A 22476-nucleotide genomic window follows, 5' to 3' on the forward strand; every position below is an offset into this window, starting at 1 on the left:
ATATTCACTAACTTATTAACTACATGAGTCAATCCACGCGCGGAACGAAGACACGCGGACGCGGATCCCACGCCTCAGGGGCCACCGCTTAAGGAGCGCAACAGAAACGTAGTTATGCCGCTTGCGCTGGTGACATGCAGCCCCAAGTCGGCTAGGATGTGACACAGTGGCGCCTTAGGCTGACAATTGGTTGTGCACCGTGATCACGAGTGCGGTCCCAAGTCAGGTAGGATGGAGCAAGGGTGGATGGAACATGCCAATGACCAAGAGCATGCGGCGGCTGCGGAGAGGTGACGCGCATGACGTTTGACCCGCACAGAGAGGATTATCAGAGGATGGGGCTGCGCTTTGCACGCTCCCTTGACGGCCAGAGTCCCAGCGCGGCCGCACGTTCCTTCTCGAGCTTTGGCAGGCGCTTCGTCCAAAACCGTGACTCGCTGCCCCAGTGTGATGAGGATCGTGCCTTTCATTTGGTGGTCAGTGCCGCCACGCTGATCGACTACGAGCTCCCTTTCGCTGATGACGACCATGCGGAGTCGATCATCCAGAAGGCCCATACGATCCTGAGTGAGGCCCTTAAGCTCGACCCCATGAACCCCGATGCCCTGCGCATGGAGCAGGCCTCCACAATCCCCTCGTTCGAGGGCTACTACGACTACCTCCTCGAGGGACGTGCCCAGATCAAGGAGAGCTGCGAGAGGCGCCGCGCGGGCGCCCAGAGGGCCAATGGTGGTGAGCGCGCAGAGCTCGCGCAGCTGCTCGCGATGAGTCCCTACCTGCGCTGGCTCCATGCCCTCGCGTCAAAGGCCGTGGTCTGCGGGCACAATCACGCCGCCTTGGAGTTTTGCGACGAGCTCCTGAGACTTGATCCCACCGACCGGGCAGACGCCCGCTTCACCGCAGCCATCGCCTATGCCAAGCTCGAGGATGAGGAGGGACTTCTCGCCCTGAGGGGGCGCATCGCGTGCCTCGACGTCGCACGTCCCCGCGAGCCAAAGGACGCCTGGCTACAGCTCGCACTCTGCGCCCTCGCGTACAAGCGCTACGACCTCTCGGGTGCGGCCTCCATCGTAGAGGACCTCTGCGAGAGCTATCCGCACGCGGCCCTCACCCTGGTCATGCAGAAGGAGCTCCCCGACGGCGTCTTCGCACGCCTGTCAGTACCGGCCCTCAGCGAGGACGAACTGATCCTCGCCGTCTCAGAGGCTACCGTACTGCTACAGGAGGGGCGAGACTCTGCGGCGCGTGGTAGCTTTGGTGCCTGGATATCGCGCGAAGCCGAGAAGCGCCTTACCGAGCGGGAGCGCAGGATGCTCGAGCTGGATATGGCAGAGACGCCGTCGGGCAACTCTGCGGGGGGCAGACCCGCAGGCGGGAACAAGAGCTGATGGATGCCCATGAGGAGCTTGTCCTAAGGATCGCGACGCGGCAGCGCAAGCAACTGGGACTCTCGAGCGCAGGCTATGGCGAGCTGCTGATCGCGGTGCGCAATGATCCGAGGCACTTCGTGGACAGTCCCGAGGACGAGGCCATGGCGCTGATGGCCAAGGCGCTCAAGCAGTACAACGACTCGCGTGGAGGGGATGACCTCCTCGATGACGCGGAGTACATGCAGGCCCGCACCAGGCGCATGGCTCGCATGCGTCGTGACTGCGCCGAGGCACTGGCGATCGATCGAAACTGCATCGATGCCCACCTATGCGACATCATCGCGAGCGACGCAGAGCCAGATGCCCTCCTCGACCTCCTACTGCCCCTCGAGGCGGATGCAGAGAGGCTTCTTGGACCCCACCTGCATGAGGCGAGCCGTCCCGCAGGCTCCGGCGTCGAGGCAGGACACGTCGACGAGATCATCAGCGTCTCGGACGACCTTTGGAACGACGTCTTCGCTCGTCCGCTGCTGCGCGTGCGAGCAACGATGGCACGCGCCTACTTTGACGCGGCCCGCTATCGGCTGGCCTGTGCCGAGGCCCTCGGCACCATAGACCTCTCTCCTTTGGACCTCCTAGGTGCCAGGCACACGGCTGCCCTCGCCTACGCGCGCCTTGAGGACGAGCAGGGGTTCGAGTCCCTGGACGCGCGCTTTGGTCGGCGTGGCAACGCATGGCAGAGCCTCGCCCGCATCATCCTGCTCTTCAAGCTGGGGCGGCCAGGCGCGGCCAAGCGTGCCTTGCATGGCTTTGACCAGCTTTGCGAGGGGGGCGTCTATGCCCTGCTCAGGCCCATCCTCATTGACACGTACATGCCCGACAGACCCGCTATCGCGCCGTATAGCTTCGAGGAGGCCACACTCGCCGTCCACGAGGCGGACCCCATTATCGTGGACGTTCCCGACCTCCTCGCATGGGTGGAGTCACAGGAGGACATGGCTGCCTCGGCCCTGCGCTTTGCCCGGCGCTCAGGCTTTGACTGGTAGGGCAAGACAAGGTCCTTGCACGAGGACGATCGCTCGTCAGAGGGTCGCCTACGTCAGGTTCTCCGCCTCGATCCTGCCTGCGATGGCCTCGACGATGCCGTGCGCATCGAGTCCGGCCCGGGCAAGGAGGGCGTCTCTCTCATCCGCCTCGAGGTAGCGATCCGGCATGCCGAGGCGCAGGAGAGGGACGCCTACGCCAAGGTCGCACAGATGCTCCGCGATGGCGGATCCGAGACCGCCGAGCACACTGTGCTCCTCGACGCTCACCACGAGCCCACACGACGCAACGCCGTCGAGCGCAGCTACGTCCAGTGGCTTTATCGTCGCCATTTCGATCAGCTCACAGGAGATCCCCCTCGCGGCGAGCAAGTCCACTGCCGCGAGCGCCTGCGCGCAGAGCGTCCCACACGCGACCACGCAGACGCGTGACATCCTCCCTGTGGCAGCACCCGAACGTGCCGACCTCAGGGTCTGCGCCCGACCGATGACGCGCCCAACGCCGCAGGGATGGAGGTTGACTCCGCCGACATCGTTCATCCGCACGTAGGCGGGGCGGGGCCTCTCGGCAAGCTCCATGAGCACGGCCGCGAACTCGGCGTTGTCCGAGGGACATACGACCGTCACACCCGGCACCTGGCGGGTGCAGCCTATATCCTCGAGCGCCATGTGGCTCGCACCTAGGACCGCAGAGTCACAACCACAGCTCACGCCCACGAGCGCCACGGGCGAGGCCATGATGCCCAAATTGACGCGGAGCTGGTCAAGGACGCGCGAGGTGATGAAGATCGCATAGGATGGCGCGAACACGCAGAAGCCCTCGTTGGCCAGGGCCGCCGCAACCTCGACCTGGTTCTGCTCGGCTATGCCACACTGCACGAAGCCATCGGGTCTCAGCTCGCGCATGCGGTCGAGGTTGAGCCTGCGCCCATAGTCCGAGACGACGACGGTGAGGTCTGCATCCCTCTCGGCGATGCGACCCATGATTTCGCCAAAGACCTGCTTATGAGAGAGCGTGGCCAGGCGTGCAGCATCCGCCGCGCCAACCAAGAGCCCTCCGTCTGCCCCCTCCGCCACTTACGCCCCCCCTCTCAAGCGCCGCAAACTCCCTGACGGCCTGCCTGTAGGTTTCCTCCGAGAGCGCGTTATCATGCCACGTGACGTTGTTCTCGGCAAACGAGAGACCCTTGCCCTTCACTGTGCGCGCGACGACAGCACGCGGCCGCTCGGAACGTACGGACAGCGCATCGACGAGTGCCAGCACGTCGTGGCCATCGACCTCTGCCACCTCGAAGCCAAACGAGGCAAACTTACGTTGGATGGGTCCGTTGTCAAAGACCTGGGAGGTAGGGCCGTCAAGCTGCATGCCATTGGCATCCACAATCACACAGAGGCTCGAGAGGCGCATGAAACCGGCAAGGCCGGCGGACTCCCAGACAGCGCCCTCGTCGCACTCGCCATCCCCCACGATACAGAAGACCCGCGAGTCCTTGTGCCGACGACGCAGCGCCAGTGCAAGGCCCGTCGCATAGCCAAGTCCCATCCCCAGGCTACCGCCCGACATCTCGATGCCACGCGTCGGGTCGCGGCGGGGGTGCTTAAAGAGGACCGCATCCGGACCGAAGAGGCCCTTGTCCAGGTCATCTTTGCTGATAAGGCCCGCCTTGAGCATCGCAGGATAGAGCGCCACCGAAGCGTGGGCCTTCGAGAGGACGAAGCGATCCCTTTCGTCCCACGGCGTCGCGTCCTTGCCTGTGCGCAAGATGCATCCAAAGAGGACCGAGCTGATCTCGGCAAGAGAGAGCGCACCGCCGATGTGGAAGGGGGAGCCCTGATAGCGGTGGGCGATCTCGATAACGCCACGGCGCACCTCGAGGGCCCCTCGTTCAAGACGGCGGCGAAGCGCCCTGCGCTCATCACGCACCCTATCAACGCTCGCCTCACGTGGCGTCTCGAGGTGGCCGGATGCGAGCTGATCCTGCAAGGACTCAGCCACGACCGACGTCCCGGGACGTAGCCACGTGAGGCTCCACTCTATGGTGGTTCCGTTATCAAGACGGATGTCCTGCTCAAGGACGAGTGTGGGATCACTCGACCCACAGGCGAGCAGCGCCGCGTGCTCCTCGCCTGCGGGACGCGACGAGTAGTGCACGGTCGAGTCACCAATGGCACAGCAAGAGCAGCGCTCGACGGCGTCAAAGAGCGATTCGCGCTCGAAGTCCGAGTCCTCAAGACCGGGACAGGCGGCGAGATTCGACCAGCTCTCCTGACAGACCATGGGGGCACCCGCGACGCTGCGAACCCGACGCATGAAGAGGGTCGGACTCCCCTGCCCTACGCCCAGGTGCGCAGCCACAGCCTGTGGGGCGCCCATCACCTCACGAGAGAGGACCCTGGTGCTAAAGTCCATGCCCCGCTCGCGCAGGAGCACCGCGAACGAGAGCGGGCTGCGTGTCGCGGGCCTGGGAATACCGCCTTCGGACACGAAGCTGCCGCTACCCTTCTTGGTGATGAGGTAACCCTCTTGCACCAACGTCTGGATCGCCCGACGGACCGTGCCGCGGCTCACGCCATAGCGCTCGCAGAGCTCGGCCTCAGAGGGGATGGCCTCTCCGTTGCGCCACGCGCGGGCATCTATCTTGTCTCGCAGGAGCATCTCGAGCTGCACGTACAGCGGACTCGCGAGCCTGTCCGAGAGCATGTCATCATCGCCCGCATCGGCACGAAGGGCGCCCGGCGTGGGGAAGTAGAGACCTTGACGTACCATGACGCTCCCTCAAAGTAGACATATTATGTACAGCTGTAGATGAACAACCCTTGGACATGATAGGGCGACTGGCTAAGGAAAGCTGTGGCATTGTGGATATGGGGAGAAAGTACACAGTCGCCTAGGGTGGGGCGACTGGTGGTGATGGCATGCCCCTTTTGATGTGAGGGCAGACAGCGTACGCGTCTGATATACTGGCAGCTGCGTCCCCATCGTCTAGAGGTTAGGACATCGCCCTTTCAAGGCGACGACACGAGTTCGATTCTCGTTGGGGGCACCTCTGTCTGGCGCGAGCGGTCCCGAGCTTCTCCTCGAGGGCCGCTTTTTTCGACTCCTCGGGGCTTTTCTGCCTCTTCGCGTCTCCTTAGTGCCCGGGAATCTGAGGGGCACTAACACGATGGCATGTGCCCAGTTGAGGACATTTCTTAGGTACCCCACAATCTGCGGGGCACTATCGCGAGGGCGCGTGGCCGACCCGATGCCTCCGGTCTGGTGGTCCGGCCCGATGCATCCGGTCGGAGGTCTCACGTAGGTGGTAGGGGCGGTGGGACTCGAACCCACAATCCTTTCGGCCGTGGATTTTAAGTCCACTGCGTATGCCAGTTCCGCCACGCCCCCAGATAGCCGCAACCACGAGAAGCATAGCACGTCACGCTCACTCGTGTGCCCTCACATCCCGCTCTCATGAGCGTCGCCACCGCACGGTCGGCAGCACTGCCGCGCGTCGGGCCGCAGCAGTGGCGGTTGGTGGCGCGCCTGTCCCGCTCACCTGCAGGGGACGCTTAGGGTCGGCTCCCAATCGAGGGGAGCCTCTGCCTTGGCAGCGGCCTGACCGGCACAGGTCGCTAGACCAAAGAGCAGGTCGCTCTCGCTCACCGTGAGAAGATCAAAGTGTGTCTGGGCCATGAGCTCACTGATGGCGATCGCACCCGCAAGGATCACGGGAGCACGCTTGGCCTGGATGCCGGGCAGCGCTGCCCTCTCCTCGACCGTAAGGGCGGCCAACTTCGCGACCATGGCGTCAACACGTTCGCGCGGGAGCACGCTACGATGTACCTGGGTGGCATCGTAGGGCTCAAGTTTCTTCTCGAGCGCGACAAGACTCGTGGCTGTACCGCCTGTCACGACAAGGAGCGCGGGTTTCTTCTCGAGTATGTGTTCCTTAGCGATGGCCACAGAGAAAGACTCACGCGCAAAGGAGCGCGCGGCCTCTATGTCGCGCCCAGAGGGTGGGTCCGACGCGGAGAGGAAGCGCTCGGTGATGCGCCTACACCCGACATCGGTCGAGCGCACGCACTCGAGCTCGAGCACACCCCCACCCATCATGCTACCGAGGGCAAGCTCGGTGGATCCGCCACCGTTGTCCGCAACCAGGATACGACTGCCCACAAAGTCTCGCGCGACGCCCAAGAAGGTGAGAGACCCCTCCACCTCACCGGAAATGACCTGCGGATCAAGGCCACGCCGGTACAGCTCAGCGAGTAGGTCTGAGGCGTTCGAGGCATCGCGAGCGGCAGAGGTGAGCGTGCAGCAGGTGTACGTAGCACCCGCATCCAAGGCGATCTGAATGTAGGCGTCAACACAGCCCATGACACGACCGCGCGCGTCGTCTGAGATGCGGCCCGAGGCAGAGAGACCCTCCCCCAAATCACAGATAGTCGAACGCTTGATCAGACGCAGCACCTGGGCGTCCTCGACGTCGGCCACGGCAAGACGTACCGTCACGGTTCCAATGTCAATACAGGCTACCCGTTCCATGTAACCTCCGGGTCATAGAAAAACAGCCTATCGAGCGCCTTGATGTGCCAAGGCCTGTCATCAGGATAGACCCGTGGTGCGGAGGGGTCTTTTTGCGTAGTGGCAGACTGTGCCTCAACGATCGAGGGAGAGTCGGGATGATCGGGGTCCTTACCGATCTCGTCTGTCGACACGTAGCCGCGCTTGCGAGCCTCGTCCTCGATGCCCTGCTTGGTCTGAAGGCGGTTGACGTCATGCGTGAGGCTCGCGTTCTCGTCACTGAGCTGATCGTACTTCACCTGGAGAACCTGACCCGTGCGCCTGGCAACATAGTAGTTGCGAACCGGGCTATAGAGTGCCACGGCGGCAACGAGAAGCATCGCAACAGTAGCGCAGAGTCTCGGATGGTGAAGCAGCCAGTCTTTTGCAGCGACACATCGCTCGCCCACACTCATGGTGGGCGCCGGAGTAGACTCGCGCTCGGTCCTGCGCCCCTTTGCGTGACCTCCCCCAGAATCGCTCCTACGATGCAGCAGCAGCGACAGGCGCCCGGGCTTGGTTGCGGCATGGGCCGAGCTGTCCTCCTGCGCGGGCTCAGAGGTGAGGGAAGCATCCGAAGGAGATGTCTGCAATGATCCCTGACCCACGGACGACTTACCCTTACGCAGGCCAGCGAGCCTGCCAAAGAAGGTGCGCGTGGCAACCATCTTGTGGGCAGTATCAGACCCAGACCCCTGTCCCTTATTAGCATGCGGGGTATCCCGGGCAGCGGAAGCGGCGCCAACGCGCTGACTCTTCTCCTTCTTACTCTCCTTCTTACGAGCACAAGCGCGATCGGAGCCGCCAACACGGGAAAGTTCCTCTGCACTCACCGTCTTGAGCGGCTTGTTGTCTATCTTGCCCGTCTTCTTGCGACGCGTGCCACGCTGGGGCTTCCTTGTGCTAGCGGCAGCATCCTGGGTTCGCAGCGTCTCGCCCTTAGATGGCGTACCACACACCGCCTTGGTCCTCGCGGTCGTGCTGTCAGCCGCCTCCTCGTCGCTCACCTTGACCTGTAGCGCCGCATCGTCTGTCGCAGCCTTGGGACCCACCGCCGCAGGAACCCCCGACACTCCGGACGCATCCGCTCTTAGCTGGTCGTCTACACTCATGTCACCCTGCTTCGTCTCATCATCATTAGGGCGGGGCGCCTTGCCGCCACATAGACGGGGACACCGACTGCTGTAAATATACCACAGGAAGGGCGGAAGACGAAAGGACGTATCGGCGAATTTCGCAAGCTCAGCAGAGCAGCGGCGTCACAGACCGAATCAACACGTTTTGCATCGACAATCGGCATGTTCCGCTTCTGCCGGCGCGTGACCTTAGCTCCTCACTCGGCCCGTTCCCTGGCCTTTGCCGCGTCCCACAGCTCGTTGAGCTCGGTGGTAGAGAGACCATCCATCTCACGCCCCTCCTCGCGACAACGTTTCTCCATGGCAGCCCAACGCCTGCGAAACTTGCGGTTGCTCGCGGCGAGGGCCTCTTCGGCATCGATGCCCTCCCAACGCGCGACGTTGACCAACGCGAACAGGATGTCACCAAACTCCTCGGAGGCAGCCTGGCTGCCGTGCTGCTCGTCTTCGAACTCCCTGCGCTCGCGCTCGACCTGATCCCACACGTCGGCAACGCCCGTCCAGTCGAAGCCCGCCTTTGCCGCTCGCTTCGAGAGCTTCTGGCATTGCATGAGCGCTGGCAGAGAGACGGGTACGCTGTCGAGCAACCCCGGCTCTCCTTCGTTTGCTGCGCCCGCCTGGGCCCTGCGCTCTTCCCGCTTCACACCGTCCCAGATATCGAGCACCTGGTCCACGGAGGTGGTGGGCCCAACGACCGTGGGATCCTTGAAGACGTGAGGGTGGCGGCGCACGAGCTTCTCGTTGAGGCCTTCGCACACCCCGTCGATATCGAACTCGCCGTCGTCTGCGGCGATCTGCGCATGCAGAAGCACCTGCTCGAGCACGTCACCCAGCTCCTCACGCAGGTGGGTGGCGTCATCTGCCTCTATGGCGTCAACCGCCTCGTAGGCCTCCTCGATCATGTTCCTCGTGATCGAGCGATGCGTCTGTGCCCTGTCCCAGGGACAGCCATCCGGCTGGCGCAGGCGCCAGATCGTGCGCACGAGCCGATCGAACTCGGGGTGCGCGGCAGGGGCACCCTCACGCTCGCGCGTCTTTGCATCAATCTCGTCGATCTTCCTTTGAGTCTCGCTGTCCTGTCTTGCCACTGTCTCCCCCTCATCTTGCGATGTGAGTGAATCACTCACATCGCAAAGCTGAAGTGAGTGATTTTTCCCGTCGAACATGCCGAGCCCCGAGAACCCAGAATCGCATATACGCAGCTCAGAGCCTTCCATAAAGAAACCTCGATGTGAGTGATCCACTCACATCGCAAAGCTGAAGTGAGCGGATCACTCACATCGCGCGCAGGCCGGACCCACACGTCAGGCAGCCTCGTCGGACGCATCACCACCACCGACGTCCTCGAGTACGCCAAGCGCGACGCCCAGCAACTCCTCCTTGCCAGCGTTGAGGGGATACGAGAGTCGCTTGCTCTTGACCTGATAGATACCTCTGCGCTCCTTGAGTGCAATCGCCTGCTGGCGCGTGAGCGAAAGGCCCTGAAAGACAAGGCGACCGCTCACGAGCGAGATGCTCGTCACACCCAGGCGCTCGGCACGTATGCGCACGCGGGCGCGATCGAAGAGGTTCTGGCCTGCGAGCGGCAGCGCGCCGTGCTTCTCCTCAAGCTCCTCTTGTAGCGTATCGACACTGGCGAGTTCCGTCGCCGAGGCAAGCTTACGGTACGCGAGCACGCGCTCGTCCACCTCAGGCAGATACTCCTGTGCCAGGTAGAAGTCGGCCGGCAGGTTGATCGTGACCTCCGGGGGCTCCACGTCCTGCGTCTCGCCCCGCGCCTCGGCAACGGCTTCACCCAACATCTGAGAAAAGAGGTCAAAGCCCACATTCGAGAGGTTGCCGTGCTGCTCCGCACCCACCAGCGACCCCGCTCCCCGGATCTCGAGGTCGCGCATCGCTATGCGCATGCCGCTACCCAGGTCCTGGTACTCGTTGATCGCGGTAAGACGATCGGTCGCCTCGGGCGTGAGGGGACGGTCGACCGGGAACATGAAGTATGCGAAGGCCTGGACGCGCCCTCGCCCCACGCGTCCCTTGAGCTGGTAGAGCTGGGCGAGGCCCAGGCGCTGTGAGTCCTCAATAATGAGCGTGTTGGTGTGAGGGTTGTCTATGCCGCTCTCGATGATGGTCGTCGCCACGAGCACGTCGATTTCGTGCTCCTGAAACTCGAGCATCACGTTCTCGACCGCCGCCGCACTCATCTGCCCATGTGCGACGCCGACACGGGCCTCGGGCGCCGCCTCCGCCACGCGCGCGACCGCGTCATCTATCGTAGTCACGCGATTGCTCACATAATAGACTTGACCCTTGCGGCTCAGCTCGCTACGGATGGCGTCAGAGACCACGTCGGGGTCCCACTCGCCCACCGAGACCTTCACGGGAAGGCGTCCCGGAGGCGGCACCATGATCAGGCTCATGTCACGCACACCGCTCACGGCCATCTGCATGGTGCGCGGAATGGGCGTCGCAGAGAGCGTCAGCACGTCCACCTGCTCGCGCATGTTCTTGAGCTGCTCCTTGTGCTGCACGCCAAAGCGCTGCTCCTCGTCTATGATGACAAGGCCGAGGTCGTGCGGGTTCACGTCCGACGAGAGCAGGCGGTGCGTCCCGATGAGCACGCTCACCGATCCGTCGGCAAAGCCCATGAGTGTGCGTCGCTGCTGTGCCGGCGTCACGAAGCGTGAGAGCACCGCTACCTTGAGGCCAAACGGGGCGAAACGTCCAAAGAAGGTCTCGAAGTGCTGCTGGGCCAAGATCGTCGTCGGACAGAGCACCATGACCTGCTTGTCGTCCTGGCAACACTTGAAGGCCGCGCGCAGGGCGACCTCGGTCTTACCAAAACCCACGTCACCGCAGAGCAGCCTGTCCATGGGCCTGGGCGCCTCCATGTCGGCCTTGATGTCAGCAAGCGCCGAGGCCTGGTCCACCGTCAGCTCGTAAGGAAAGCTCGCCTCCATGTCGCCCTGCGCCGACGTGTCCGGCAAAAAGGCGAAGCCCGCGACCGCCGATCGACGCGTGTAGAGGTCCACGAGGTCAAAGGCGAGCTTTTTTGCGCTCTTGCGAGCCCTGCCTGTCGCCCGAGACCAATCGGCCGTGTTGAGGCGCGTGAGCCTAGGGGACGTCCCGTCCGGACCCACGTAGCGCGTGATACGGTCCACCTGCTCAAGCGGCACATAGAGCTTGTCCTCGTCTGCATACTTGAGAAGAAAGTAGTCGCGCTCGCGACCGTCAACCTCTAGGCGCACGATCTGGGAGAACAGCGCGATGCCATGGGTCGCATGGACCACGTAGTCGCCCGGCTCGAACGGGAAGGTGATCGAGGTGGGGTCAACGCGGCGTGCACGGCGGCGCTTGGCCATCCGAGAGCTGAGGTCAGATACCGAGAGGATCGCCAGGTGCGCCGAGGGCACCACGACACCCGCCGGCACCGGCGCGTCAAAGAAGGTGACCATCCCCCGCCTGAGGGGGCGCACAGGGTCCTTGTCGTCGAGAGAAGCCCCATCCAAGGTCACACCGTCCGCACGTTCCCTCACAAGGAGCGCCTCTTCGAACGGGATGTGCTCATCGGTAAAGGTCAGTTCAAGATGCTCGCGGGCTCCGCGATCGGGTACGGCGAAGGCAACCGCCATCCTATCGTGCAGAAGCTGGCGCACGCGACCCAAGAGCTTGGTGTCAGAACCGGCGATGGACGGCTGGCGCACGTCAAGCTCCGCCGTCGGCGCGGTGCCCGAGCGCTGGATCGACGAGAGGGACAGGCGCTGCTGACTCCCGAAGTCGAGCTCTTGCGGTGACGTATAGAGTCCCTCGAGGCTCTCGCGCGCGCCCTCTGCCACAGCTCTGATGTCGTCGGTAGCGCGCTGACAGTCATCAAAGAGGGCCCTCGGCTCCGCGAGGACCACCAGCGCGCGCTTCGAGATATGGTCGATGGGACTTGCCGAGCCACCGTAGAGCTGGGGCAGGTAGCGATCGAGCGAGGGTGCCAACGAGGCTTGCTCGATGAGGGCGAGGTCTGCGGCCACCCTCGAGGAGTTCTTGGCCAGGCTCCCCAGCGCCTCTTGCGCCCGTCCGATCGTCTCGTGCGTGAGTGCGATCTCCCGACAGGGAAGCACGCTCACATCCGTGCAGTCGCCTATCGTCTGGCCCGTCGCGGGAACCATGCGTCGTACCCGATCGATCTCGTCGCCAAAGAACTCGACGCGAACGGGCGAGGACGCCTGCGCGGGAAAGACATCGAGCGAGTCGCCGTGCAGACAGAAGCTGCCCGGCACGCTCACATCCTTGCTCGCACCGACGTCGGCGTACCCCATGCCCACCAGAAGCTCGGCCGCATCCCCGATCTCGAGCTCGTCTCCCACCGCGAAGGTCGAGGGCATAAAGTAGCCCGAGCCCACCGGTGGCACGCGACGCAGCAGCGATCTGGCACTCGCCACCACGACGCAATGCTCGCCCAGCGAGAGGCGCATCATCGCATGTGCGCGAGCCCCTATGATAGCGACGTCCGCCGCCCTGTCAGACCAAGGCCAATCCCCGCGCTCGGGGTAGCGCAGGACCACTCCCTGCCCCAACCAGGCGGAAAGGGCGCGAGTGACACGGTCGGCCGCCTCCTCGCCCGAGACGATCAGCAGGCAGGGCCTAGGATCGCGCGTCCACGTCGCGGCGACGACCAAGGGGCGTGCGCTCTGGGCAACCGCCAGGTTCGCGTCCTCGCCCGCAGCAAGCGATGCGGACAGGGGCGCGAGCTCTGGGGCAAAGAAGAGCTGGGTCGCGACGCGATCTATGAACATCAACTACCTGCCGCTCCCCTTAATGAACGCATCCATCACCCTACTCGCGTTCTCGAGGGCATCCGATTCCGCCTGCCACGACCAGTTGTCCGCAGTCTCGCCTGGCACATTCATACGTGCCTGGTCATCGCACAAAAGCAGGTCCTGCAAGGGGATCACCACCACGTTGGCGTCGCTCAGGAGGCATTCGTAGGTGAGACTCTCCGCAAGCACCAAGGCCTCACGCAGCTGTTCCGGATCGTTCTTGTCAAAACCAAAATGCTCTTCGACCCAGCCGAGCAGCGTGTGGGTATCATGCGTCGAGGTGTAGACCAGCTTGCCCGGGGCGGGGTGATACCCACTGCGAACGTCCTCGTTCGCAAACTGGATCACGTCCATGCCAGGAAAGCCCGTCTTCGAGAGGAGCGAGCGTACCGCCGGCGTGATGGAACCGAGGTCCTCGGCCACGAAGGGCAAAGGTCCAAACCGATCGTAGGCCTTCTGGAACAGGTCGAGACCCGGCCCAAAGTTCCACCTGCCATCGGCCGCCTGTCGACCCGTAGGGATCGAGTAGTAGGACGAGAAGCCCAAGAAGTGGTCCAGGCGCACGTAGTCGTAGAGCTCGAAGCTACGCTCCAGACGACGCATCCACCACTCGTAGCCGGTCTCGCGCAGGTGGTGCCAGCGATAGGTGGGGTTGCCCCAGATCTGCCCCGCATCGCCAGCGCTGCTCGGAGGCGTGCCTGCTACCTCGCTTGGATAGCCCTTTTTATCGAGCGCAAAGATGTCGCGTTCGGCCCAGACATCCGCAGAGTCCGCCGAGACGTACATGGGCATGTCACCGATGATCTTGATGCCTCGCTCGTTGGCGTAGCGATGCAAGTCGCCCCACTGCTGCATGAAGGAGTACTGCAGGGCCAGTTCGCGACGGACGCCGGCCACAAGTTCCTTTCTGCCCGCGAGCTCACTACTCCATGTCTGGTACTTTTGAGACCACTCTTGCCAAGGCTTCTCGTCACCCACCCTGCCCTTGATCGCACGGAAGGTAGCGTAGGGCAAGAGCCAATCCTCGTTGTCCTCGATGAAGCGCCTGAGCTCAGGGGAGCCCTCGAAGTCAGCATGCAACGCAGTAGGACCCTCGGCGTCCACGCCCCACATGAGCGATATGTTGCCGGCAAAGGCCGAGAGACCCGCGTAGGGCGAGCCGAAGGCATCCGTGGGGTTCACAGGCAGGACCTGCCAGTAGCGGATGCCCGCCTTCACGAGCATATCGACGAAGCGAAGCGCCGGCTCGCCCAGGCTACCGAGTCGCTCTGACGTGTAGATGTTGGGAAGGGAGCTTATGTGGCAGAGCACGCCCATCCCCCGCTCCATAGGAACCTGTAGGCGCTGCTCCTCATGGAGGTCGAGGACGGTGGAGCCAAGCGGCCAGAGGAAGACCTCCACCTCGCCGTCCTTCGTCTCGCAGGGGCGGCCCGAGACGACGTCATCCGCACGCAGATCCCCCACCTTCACTCGCACGGTATGGGACTGGGTGAGCGAGGCGTTCACGAGCACGCAAATCTTGCCGACCCCGTTGCGACGCCAGAGGCCCAAGACGTCATCGTTAGGCGCAAAGGGTTCGAAGTCACCGTCCGTGAGCGCGGGAAGCGAACGCCTCAGGGCGATGGCGTTGCGGTAGATGGTGAAGCAGTCCTGGTTGATGGCGCCCCAGGGAAAGGGAGCGCGACAGTAGGGGTCCGAGAAGCCCTCAAGACCCGCCTCGTCCCCGTAGTAGACGCTCGGAACACCAGGCATGCACATCTGAAGGAGCGCCGCGATCCAGAGCCTGCTCACGGCAAGACTGTGCTGTCCGTCGCTCAAGCGATAGCGATAGCGCTGCTCATCGTCCAGGTCCCTTGCCCTGGGGGCGTTTCCCAGTATGGTGAGCAGGCGGATCCTGTCATGGCTGCCAAGGAGGTTGAGCTCGCTCATGAAGTTCTCGCGCGGGTAGTTCTCGTAGAGTGACTCCATCTTCTTGACGAACTCGCCGGCCGTGGCCTCACCCGTGAGGAAGCGCAGGATCGCCCTGCGCAAGGGGTAGTTCATCGTGCCGTCAAGCTCCCCGCCCTGGAAATACTTACGCAGCGTGCCGTAGGCATACTTGTTGGTGGCGTCCTCCCACACCTCCCCTATGACGACGGCATCCTCGCGCTCAGCCAAGGCGGCGCTCTTGATGTCCCTCAGAAACTCGTCAGAGAGCTCATCGGCCACATCGAGCCTCCAGCCACGGGCACCCAGGCGCAGCCACTTGCGCACCACGCCATCATGCCCACAGATGAGCTCGCGAAACTCCGGACAGTCCTCGCGCACGGCCGGCAGGTCATCAATACCCCACCAACTCTCGTAGCTTCCATCCCCGTTAAAGGTGAACCAGCTGCGGTAGAGCGAGTTCTCACCCTGATAGGCGCCGAGGTCGGGATAGATGCCCGCACGGTTGAAGTAGATGGAGTCCGCACCCACGTGGTTGAACACGCCATCGAGGATAATCGAGATGCCGTGTGACGCCGCATCCGCGCAGAGGCGCGAGAAGTCCTCCTCTGTACCGAGTGCTGCGTCGATGTGCAGATAGTCGGCAGTGTCATAGCGGTGGTTGGACGCCGCCGAGAAGATGGGATTAAGGTAGATGATCGTGATGCCGAGCCCCTCGAGGTAGGGAAGCTTCTCGCGGATGCCCTCAAGCGTGCCGCCATAGAAGTCCCAAGCGGCGATCCTGCCGCTCGCGTCCTTCTCGTATCGGGGATAGGCGTTCCAGTCCTCGACCAGGCGACGCGTGGGGCCAGTGTAGGGCCTGGCCATGTCTGCCTCGACCTGCTCGCGCCAGCCCTTCCCGCGTGCGAAGCGGTCTGGAAAGATCTGGTAGACGACGCCGCGCTTGTACCACTCGGGAATGATCTCGCGCTCTGGGTCATAAACCGTGATCTGAAACGACGGTGGCTCGCCGAAGACGAAGGCTCCCTCACCGCAGCCGTGCTCGCAGGAGGCACCGTAGCGCCAGACCGAGCCGTCGGCTGCCGTGATGCGGAAGCTGTACCAGATGATCTCGGGACCCTCGGGACTGAAGCTCACCGAAAAGCGCAGGAACCCGTCCATCCTCTCGCCCACCATGTCGATGAGCTCCTCGCCCTTCTCGTCGGTCCACAGACGCAGCGAACATCGTGCATCGGGCTCGTCCCAGACGTCTATGGCCAGAGAAACGGTGCTGCCCATCTGGACAGCACCGAAGGGTTCCCTATACATACCCTCAGAAGTAACGTGCCTAGCTCTCAAAACCTACCTCTTTTGGTCGTACCTGACTATCTCGGGATGGAGGTCGTAGTAGATGCCAAGGTACTCATCTGCCGCACGACTCCATGAGAAGTCCGTCTTCATTGCCTGCTTCTGTAGCTTAACCCAAGCATCCTTATTAGTCCAGAAGACTTCGCAAGCATTAAGGAGGCAGTCTGCCATCTCGTCCGCGTTCATGTTCGCGAAGCGGAAGCCCGTGCCCTCACCCGTGTACTGATTGTAGGGCATCACCGAGTCCTGCAGGCCACCCGTCTCACGTACGACCGGCAGCGTTCCATAGCGCATGGCGATCATCTGAGAAAGACCACAGGGCTCGAACTCAGATGGCATCAGCAGGATGTCACCGCCGGCATACATACGGTGGCTGAGCGCGTCGTCGAAGGCGATGTAGGCGCTCATCATGTCGCCGTAGGTCCACGCAAAGTACTTGAACGCGTCCTCCTGGTCTTTGTCGCCCGTACCAAGTATGGCCACCTGGACGCAGCGCTCCATGAGCCGGTTCATCGCGTAGCGTACGAGTCCTAAGCCCTTCTGGTTGGTGAGGCGCCCGATCATGACCACGAGCGGACGCTCCGGGTCCTGCCTGAGTCCAAGTTCCTGCTGGAGGGCCTTCTTGTTCTTGGCCTTCTTCGCAAGGGTCGCGATGCTGTACTTCTCAGGGATCATCTCGTCGGTCTCGGGGTTCCAGACATGCTGGTCAATGCCATTCAGAATGCCGTGCAGCACGTTGGAACGGCGGCGGAAGATACCATCCATCCCCTCGCCAAAGAAGGGCATCTGCAGCTCGCTCGCATAGCTCGGGCTCACCGTGGTGATGATGTCAGAGTAGCAGAGCGCACCCTTCATGAAATTGATGGAGTCCCGATCGCAGTAGAGCTGCCCCGCCGCCGTGGGGTTGTCGGCCAGCCCAAGGACGTCGGAGAGCATCTTGTCGGAGTACTGCCCCTGAAACTTCACGTTGTGGACAGTGAAGATCGTCTTGACGTTCCGACAGGCGTCTGAACCTTGGTAGAACTCCCGGATGAAGACCGGGGCGAGCGCAGCCTGCCAGTCGTTACAGTGCAGGATGTCCACCTGCAGCTCGGGCAGAAGTGCGATGGCCTCGCAGATCGCCTTCGAGAAGAAGGCATAGCGCTCACCGTCGTCAAAGTAGCCGTAGGCGCTGTCGCGCTTGAAGTAGGCCTCATTATCCACGAAGTAGAAGTCGACGCCTTCGTAGTTGAGCTTCTCGATGCCGCAGTAGACGCTCCTCCAGGAGAGGGGCACGTAGAAATCGGCGATGTGCTGCATCTGCTCCTTATATTCCTGCGGGATGAAGCTGTATTTAGGCAGGATCACCGACACCTTCGCGCCCGCAGCCTTGAGGGCGACGGGTAGCGAGCCTGCCACGTCGCCGAGGCCGCCCGTCTTCACGAACGGGACAGCTTCGGAGGCGGCAAACAGAATCCTTATCTTTCTCCTGACGCTATCAGCCATGATGTTCCCCTACCTGTGACTACTCGTCACCCTTTTCCTTGATGAACAAGGCGTCCGGGGTACCCCTGAGCTCGGTTCTCTCCGGGACGACGTTGTTACGGTCGACGATCGCGTTCTCGACACGAGCGCCGCTCTCGATCACACAGCTCTGCATAACGATCGCGTTGTTGACGGTAGCGCCGCTCGCAACCGTAACGCCTCTGCCCAAGATGGAGTTGTAGACCGTGCCATAGATGCGGCAGCTGCCCGAGATGCGGGAGTTGCACACATGCGAGCCACTCTCGAACTTCGCGGGAGCGTTGTCATGCGCCTTCGTGCGGACCGGACGGTCGGGCGGGAAGAGCTCGACCGAGATCTTGGGGTCGAGAAGGTCCATGTTGGCCTTAAAGTAGCTGTCCTTGTTGAAGATCGGAGCCGCATAGCCATCATAGTCGTAGGTCTGAACCTTGACGCGGCCGTAGTCGGTGCCCAGCGCCTCGAAGAGGTCAAGGTAGTCGGTCTGGGCGTACCACTCGAGCATCTGCAGGAGCAGGTCACGGCCGATCACGAAACAGTCGAGGAAGGCGGTGTCGCCGAAGTCGACGCCATGCTTGAGACCCTTGACGCGACCATCCTCGACGTTGAAGCCCGTGACGTCGACGTCCTTGCCCTCGGCGGTCTTGGTGAGGACCGTGATATCGGCGCCCGACTCGCGGTGGGCGTCGGCGAGCTGACCGTAGTCCATGTTGAAGACGAAGCTCGCTGAGGTGATGATGCACAGCTCGGAGCTACCGCGCTGCATGTAGACCTTGTTGTGGGCAAGGTCACGCAAGAGGAAGCGCGAACCCGTGCGCGAGGTCCCGAAGGCCGAGCCGGGCAGGATGAAAAGACCACCCTTCTTGCGGTTCAGGTCCCAGTCGCGTCCCGACCCAATGTGGTCGATCAGCGAGCGGTAGTTGTAGGGCATGATCATGCCGACCGTCCGTATACCGCAGTTGACCATGTTGGAGAGCGCAAAGTCCACCACACGGTAGCGGCCGAGGAAGGGCATGGATGCCACAGGGCGAGCCTCAGAGAGGACGGTCGGGTACTTTGTGGAGTAGTTAGCGGTGATGATGCCGATGGTCTTATCCATGCTCTACTCCTCCCCCTTTCCAACAACGACGTTGTTTCCGATGACGGCGGTGTCGCGGGTCTGATCGACGCTCCCAAGCACGACGTCCTCCTCGACGACGGAGTTCTCGCCTAGGATGGCACGGACGATGTGAGCCCCGTCCTTGACGCAGGCGCCCGGCAGCAGCACGGAGTCCTCGACGATGGTACGCTCGCCCACGTGGGCATCGGTCGAGATGATCGAGTGGCGTGCCTTGCCGTAGACGGTGGCGCCATTGCCCACCAGGCAGTCATCTATGGCACCGTCAGGACCAATGTAGGCGGGCGGCCTTGTGGAGGCGTTGCTCATGATGGGGGCCTTGGTATCGAACAGGTCGAAGTCGGGGTTGGACCCCAGAAGGTCCATGCTCGTCTCGTGGTAGGACGAGATGGTGCCCACGTCGCGCCAGAATCCGTTGTACTCGTAGGTGTAGAGACGCTTGCCGTCCGCGAGCAGCTTCGGGATGATGTCGTTTCCGAAGTCATGCTCGGAGGCCTGGTCGATCGCATCCTCCTTGAGGGTGCTGACCAAAAGTTCGGTATTAAAGATGTAGATGCCCATCGAGGCCAGGTTGCTGTCTGGCTTATTGGGCTTCTCGGTGAACTTGAGGATCTTCTCGTCGTCGTCCTGCGTGATGATTCCGAAGCGGGATGCCTCCTCCCAGGGAACGGGCATGACGGCAACGGTGAGATCGGCCTCATGCCTCTTGTGGTTGTCGAGCATGGCCTGATAGTCCATGTTGTAGAGCTGATCGCCCGAGAGGATCAAGACGTACTCGGGATCATGCTGCTCGATGAAGCCGATGTTCTGCGTCACGGCGTCGGCCGTGCCCGCATACCACGCCCCTCCCGTCTGGGTGGCGTACGGAGGCAGGATGGAGACGCCACCGTCGCTCTCGTCTAGATTCCAGGCACCGCCGGTCCCCAGATACGAGTGAAGCAGGTACGGACGATACTGCGTGAGTACCCCCACCGTCTTGATCCCCGAGTTCGCGCAGTTTGACAGCGCGAAGTCGATGATGCGGTACTTGCCACCAAACGAGACAGCTGGCTTCGCCACATCCTTTGTGAGGGCCCCAAGCCTGCTCCCCTGTCCGCCGGCAAGAAGCATTGCGATGCACTCCTTCTTGCTCATAACATCTCCCCTTTCGGTTTCCGGTGCCTTTGCCAGATGGTGCCTATTCACCAATATGCCAAATTTCCGACGCATACTCACGTATTGTTCGGTCGCTGGAGAAATATCCCGACTGAGACGTGTTATGAATCGCCGAACGGTTCCACGAGCGGCGCTCACCGTACGCCTCACTGAGCTCCTCCCAAGCCTCGATGTAGGAAGCATAGTCCGCCAGCACAAGATCGTGGTCGTTGTTCACCATGAGCTCGTCGCGGACGCTCTGGAAGTTGCCCGAGAGACGCGCGTACGTGTCGTCGGTAAGTCGATCAACGATCCTGCCGATACTGTCATGATACTTGTTATAGAAGTCCCAGGCAAAGTAGCCACCCTCAGCTCGGAGCTTGTCGACCTCCTCGGTGCGCAGGCCGAAGATCTTGATGTTGTCTTCGCCAACGAGCTGGGCTATCTCGATGTTGGCGCCATCATAGGTGCCCAAGGTGATGGCGCCGTTCATCATGAGCTTCATGTTGGAGGTACCGGAGGCCTCCGAGCCCGCCCACGAGATCTGCTCCGAGATATCAGCCGCAGGATAGATGAGCTGCGCGTTAGAGACGGAGAAGTTGGGCACGAAGGCGACGCGTATCCTGTCGTTGACTATGGGGTCATTGTTGACGACGTCGGCGACGGCATTGATGAGGCGGATGACCTCCTTGGCAAAGAAGTAGCTCTGTGCCGCCTTACCCGAGAAGATGAAGGCCGTCGGGCGCAGCTCAAGGGTGGGATCATCGTGGATTCGCTCGCGCAGGGCCATGACCTTCATGATGTTGAGCAGCTGGCGCTTGTAGGCGTGGAAGCGTTTGACCTGGACGTCAAAGACCATCGAGGTGTCAAGCAAGACGCCGGAGGTCTTCTTGACGTAGTCGGCAAGACGCCGCTTGTTCCAGCTGCGGGCCCGCTCGAACCCCTCCTGAAAGGAAGGATCATCCTCGAAGGCCGTGAGTTTGGAGAGCTCCGTCGCATCGCGCAGCCACCCGTCACCGATCGCGTCGCAGATCAGGCTCGAGTAGGTGGGATTGGCGTTGCCGAGGAAGCGGCGGTGCGAGATGCCGTTGGTCTTGTTGTTGAACTTCTCGGGTGTAAGCTCATAGAAGGCGTTGAGGGTCGTGTCTTCGAGAATGCCCGTATGCAGTTCCGAGACGCCGTTCACCGAGTGGGAGAACCTGACGGAGAGGTTCGCCATACGCACCTGGCCGTCCCAGAGGATGGCCGTCTGCTGGAGCAGATCCTGCCAGTTGTCCCTATCGTGGGGGAAACTGTTGCGATAGCGCAGGTCGACCGTGTCGATGATCATGTAGAGACGGGGCAGCAGCTCACGGAAGATGTTGATGGGCCACCTCTCCAGGGCCTCGGGCATGATCGTGTGGTTAGTGTAGGAGATCGTGGCAAGGGTGATCTTGAGGGCGAGGTCAAAGTCGACGCCCTTCTCGTCCACGAGAATGCGCATGAGCTCAGGACCACACATCGCGGGGTGCGTGTCATTGGTGTGGATGGCGACGTAGTTGGGAAGATGCTTCCAGTCGGCCCCGTGCCTCTTCTCGTAGCTGCGAAGTATCGTCTGGAGGCCAGCGCTCACAAAGAGGTACTCCTGCTTAAGACGGAGCAGCCTCCCGTGCTCGCCCGCGTCGTTAGGATAGAGTATCTGGCTGATGGCCTCGACGTCTGACTGAAAGCGCATCGCCTGCGCGTAGTCACCCGCATTGAAAGCCTGCAGATCGAAGTCCTCGCTTGCGGGCTCGGCGCTCCAGATGCGCAGGTTGTTAACCGTGTTTCCGCCATAGCCGATGAGAGGGACGTCGTAGGGCACGGCCTTCACGCGCTGCCCACCCTCATGGGTAAACCAATAGCGGCCGTTCTCCTCGTGACGCACGACCTCGCCGCCAAACTGCACGATGACGGAGGATTCCTCCTTGCGCGTCTCCCAGGGATAGCCGCGGGCGAGCCAATTGTCCATTCGCTCGACCTGACGACCGTCCACGATCTCCTGTCTGAAGAGGCCGTATCGGTAACGCATGCCGTTGCCATGTCCGTTGATTCCCAGCGCTGCCATGGAGTCCATGAAACACGCAGCAAGTCGTCCGAGGCCACCGTTGCCAAGCCCGGGGTCACTCTCCTGGGCCTCCATGGTATCCAAGGAGGAACCCAGCCGCTCGCAGCCCTCCTTCACGATGTCGCGGCAGCCAAGGTTGAGCAGGTAGTTGTCAAGCAGAGGTCCGAGGAGAAACTCGATGGAGAAGTAGTAAACCTGCTTCTCGTCAGAGATGTCCATTGCGGCCTTGATGTTGCGTGACTTGCGAGCGATCAAGTTGACCAGTACAAAGTAGCGATCACACTCGACAAGATCCTCATAGTTCTTTGCGAAGGTGGTCTTGCATGCCTCGCGGTATTGGGCGACGAAGTCATCGACGTCGTCAAAAAGTCTATTGGTGAAGAGCTCCTGTGCCATTACAATGCCTCTCACGTGATTATGGCGAACGGGCCGCCTCAAACTGACGACCCGCCCACCCGTACCACTC

General features: G+C 62.2%; 13 protein-coding genes and 2 tRNA genes. 3 read left to right on the forward strand and 12 right to left on the reverse strand.

The window, feature by feature from the left end; genetic code table 11:
• Positions 1–299: 299 nt before the first annotated feature.
• Positions 300–1388, forward strand: a complete 1089-nt coding sequence (locus tag ADJ70_RS09210; protein ID WP_050340851.1) for a hypothetical protein — start codon at positions 300–302, stop codon at positions 1386–1388.
• The gene (locus ADJ70_RS09215) at positions 1388–2416 is read left to right on the forward strand and encodes a hypothetical protein (RefSeq protein WP_050340852.1); all 1029 of its coding nucleotides are present in this window, start codon (positions 1388–1390) and stop codon (positions 2414–2416) included. Before ADJ70_RS09210 ends, ADJ70_RS09215 begins: the two co-directional genes overlap by 1 nt.
• A 48-nt stretch (positions 2417–2464) precedes the next feature.
• Here the strand turns inward: ADJ70_RS09215 and ADJ70_RS09220 are convergent, their stop codons facing one another.
• Both ADJ70_RS09220 and ADJ70_RS09225 read right to left on the reverse strand, forming a co-directional pair.
• Positions 2465–3463, reverse strand: a complete 999-nt coding sequence (locus tag ADJ70_RS09220; protein WP_172674476.1) for a transketolase family protein — start codon at positions 3461–3463, stop codon at positions 2465–2467.
• Positions 3417–5180: a UTRA domain-containing protein gene (locus ADJ70_RS09225; RefSeq protein ID WP_083443929.1), complete on the reverse strand. Its 1764-nt coding sequence runs from the start codon at positions 5178–5180 to the stop codon at positions 3417–3419. Before ADJ70_RS09225 ends, ADJ70_RS09220 begins: the two co-directional genes overlap by 47 nt.
• A gap of 205 nt (positions 5181–5385) precedes the next feature.
• Here ADJ70_RS09225 and ADJ70_RS09230 point away from each other — a divergent pair.
• Positions 5386–5457, forward strand: a tRNA-Glu gene (locus ADJ70_RS09230).
• A 256-nt stretch (positions 5458–5713) separates the two neighbouring features.
• On the opposite strand, the gene ADJ70_RS09235 is transcribed toward ADJ70_RS09230, so the two are convergent.
• The 10 genes from ADJ70_RS09235 to ADJ70_RS09280 all read right to left on the reverse strand — a co-directional run bounded on the left by ADJ70_RS09235 (position 5714) and on the right by ADJ70_RS09280 (position 22406).
• Positions 5714–5798: transfer RNA gene (locus ADJ70_RS09235), tRNA-Leu, on the reverse strand.
• Between the two features lie 147 nt (positions 5799–5945).
• A complete protein-coding gene (locus ADJ70_RS09240) occupies positions 5946–6938 on the reverse strand; it encodes a phosphatase (RefSeq protein WP_050340854.1) in 993 nt (330 codons plus the stop codon).
• Positions 6926–8068: a septum formation initiator family protein gene (locus ADJ70_RS09245; RefSeq protein ID WP_050340855.1), complete on the reverse strand. Its 1143-nt coding sequence runs from the start codon at positions 8066–8068 to the stop codon at positions 6926–6928. The genes ADJ70_RS09240 and ADJ70_RS09245 overlap by 13 nt, the downstream gene beginning before the upstream one ends.
• A 221-nt stretch (positions 8069–8289) precedes the next feature.
• Positions 8290–9180 carry a nucleoside triphosphate pyrophosphohydrolase gene (gene mazG / locus ADJ70_RS09250; RefSeq protein WP_253273163.1) on the reverse strand — a complete coding sequence of 297 codons (891 nt, stop codon included), beginning with the start codon at positions 9178–9180 and terminating at the stop codon, positions 8290–8292.
• Positions 9181–9396: 216 nt separating this feature from the next.
• On the reverse strand, positions 9397–12876 hold the full coding sequence (mfd, locus tag ADJ70_RS09255) for a transcription-repair coupling factor (RefSeq protein ID WP_050340856.1): 3480 nt from the start codon (positions 12874–12876) through the stop codon (positions 9397–9399).
• Between the two features lie 3 nt (positions 12877–12879).
• On the reverse strand, positions 12880–16164 hold the full coding sequence (locus ADJ70_RS09260; RefSeq protein ID WP_050340857.1) for a 4-alpha-glucanotransferase: 3285 nt from the start codon (positions 16162–16164) through the stop codon (positions 12880–12882).
• A 3-nt stretch (positions 16165–16167) separates the two neighbouring features.
• Entirely contained in the window at positions 16168–17658 is a 1491-nt protein-coding gene (gene glgA / locus ADJ70_RS09265; protein WP_050340858.1) for a glycogen synthase GlgA, read from the reverse strand.
• Positions 17659–17677: 19 nt separating this feature from the next.
• Positions 17678–18772 (reverse strand): glucose-1-phosphate adenylyltransferase subunit GlgD, encoded by a 1095-nt coding sequence (gene glgD, locus ADJ70_RS09270; RefSeq protein WP_050340859.1) that lies wholly within the window; start codon positions 18770–18772, stop codon positions 17678–17680.
• A 3-nt stretch (positions 18773–18775) separates the two neighbouring features.
• On the reverse strand, positions 18776–19924 hold the full coding sequence (locus tag ADJ70_RS09275) for a glucose-1-phosphate adenylyltransferase (protein WP_050340860.1): 1149 nt from the start codon (positions 19922–19924) through the stop codon (positions 18776–18778).
• Between the two features lie 43 nt (positions 19925–19967).
• Complete coding sequence (locus ADJ70_RS09280) at positions 19968–22406, reverse strand: glycogen/starch/alpha-glucan phosphorylase (RefSeq protein ID WP_050340861.1); 2439 nt, start codon at positions 22404–22406, stop codon at positions 19968–19970.
• Between the last annotated feature and the right edge of the window lie 70 nt (positions 22407–22476).

Source organism: Olsenella sp. oral taxon 807, from assembly GCF_001189515.2.
Classification (GTDB): domain Bacteria; phylum Actinomycetota; class Coriobacteriia; order Coriobacteriales; family Atopobiaceae; genus Olsenella_F.

Bases quoted from the DNA above. Each gene is read 5' to 3' on its own strand.
- ADJ70_RS09210 (WP_050340851.1), top strand. From the start codon at position 300: ATGACGTTTGACCCGCACAGAGAGGATTATCAGAGGATGGGGCTGCGC.
- ADJ70_RS09215 (WP_050340852.1), top strand. From the start codon at position 1,388: ATGGATGCCCATGAGGAGCTTGTCCTAAGGATCGCGACGCGGCAGCGC.
- ADJ70_RS09225 (WP_083443929.1), bottom strand. From the start codon at position 5,180: ATGGTACGTCAAGGTCTCTACTTCCCCACGCCGGGCGCCCTTCGTGCC.
- ADJ70_RS09240 (WP_050340854.1), bottom strand. From the start codon at position 6,938: ATGGAACGGGTAGCCTGTATTGACATTGGAACCGTGACGGTACGTCTT.
- ADJ70_RS09245 (WP_050340855.1), bottom strand. From the start codon at position 8,068: ATGAGTGTAGACGACCAGCTAAGAGCGGATGCGTCCGGAGTGTCGGGG.
- mfd (WP_050340856.1), bottom strand. From the start codon at position 12,876: ATGTTCATAGATCGCGTCGCGACCCAGCTCTTCTTTGCCCCAGAGCTC.
- glgA (WP_050340858.1), bottom strand. From the start codon at position 17,658: ATGGCTGATAGCGTCAGGAGAAAGATAAGGATTCTGTTTGCCGCCTCC.
- glgD (WP_050340859.1), bottom strand. From the start codon at position 18,772: ATGGATAAGACCATCGGCATCATCACCGCTAACTACTCCACAAAGTAC.
- ADJ70_RS09275 (WP_050340860.1), bottom strand. From the start codon at position 19,924: ATGAGCAAGAAGGAGTGCATCGCAATGCTTCTTGCCGGCGGACAGGGG.
- ADJ70_RS09280 (WP_050340861.1), bottom strand. From the start codon at position 22,406: ATGGCACAGGAGCTCTTCACCAATAGACTTTTTGACGACGTCGATGAC.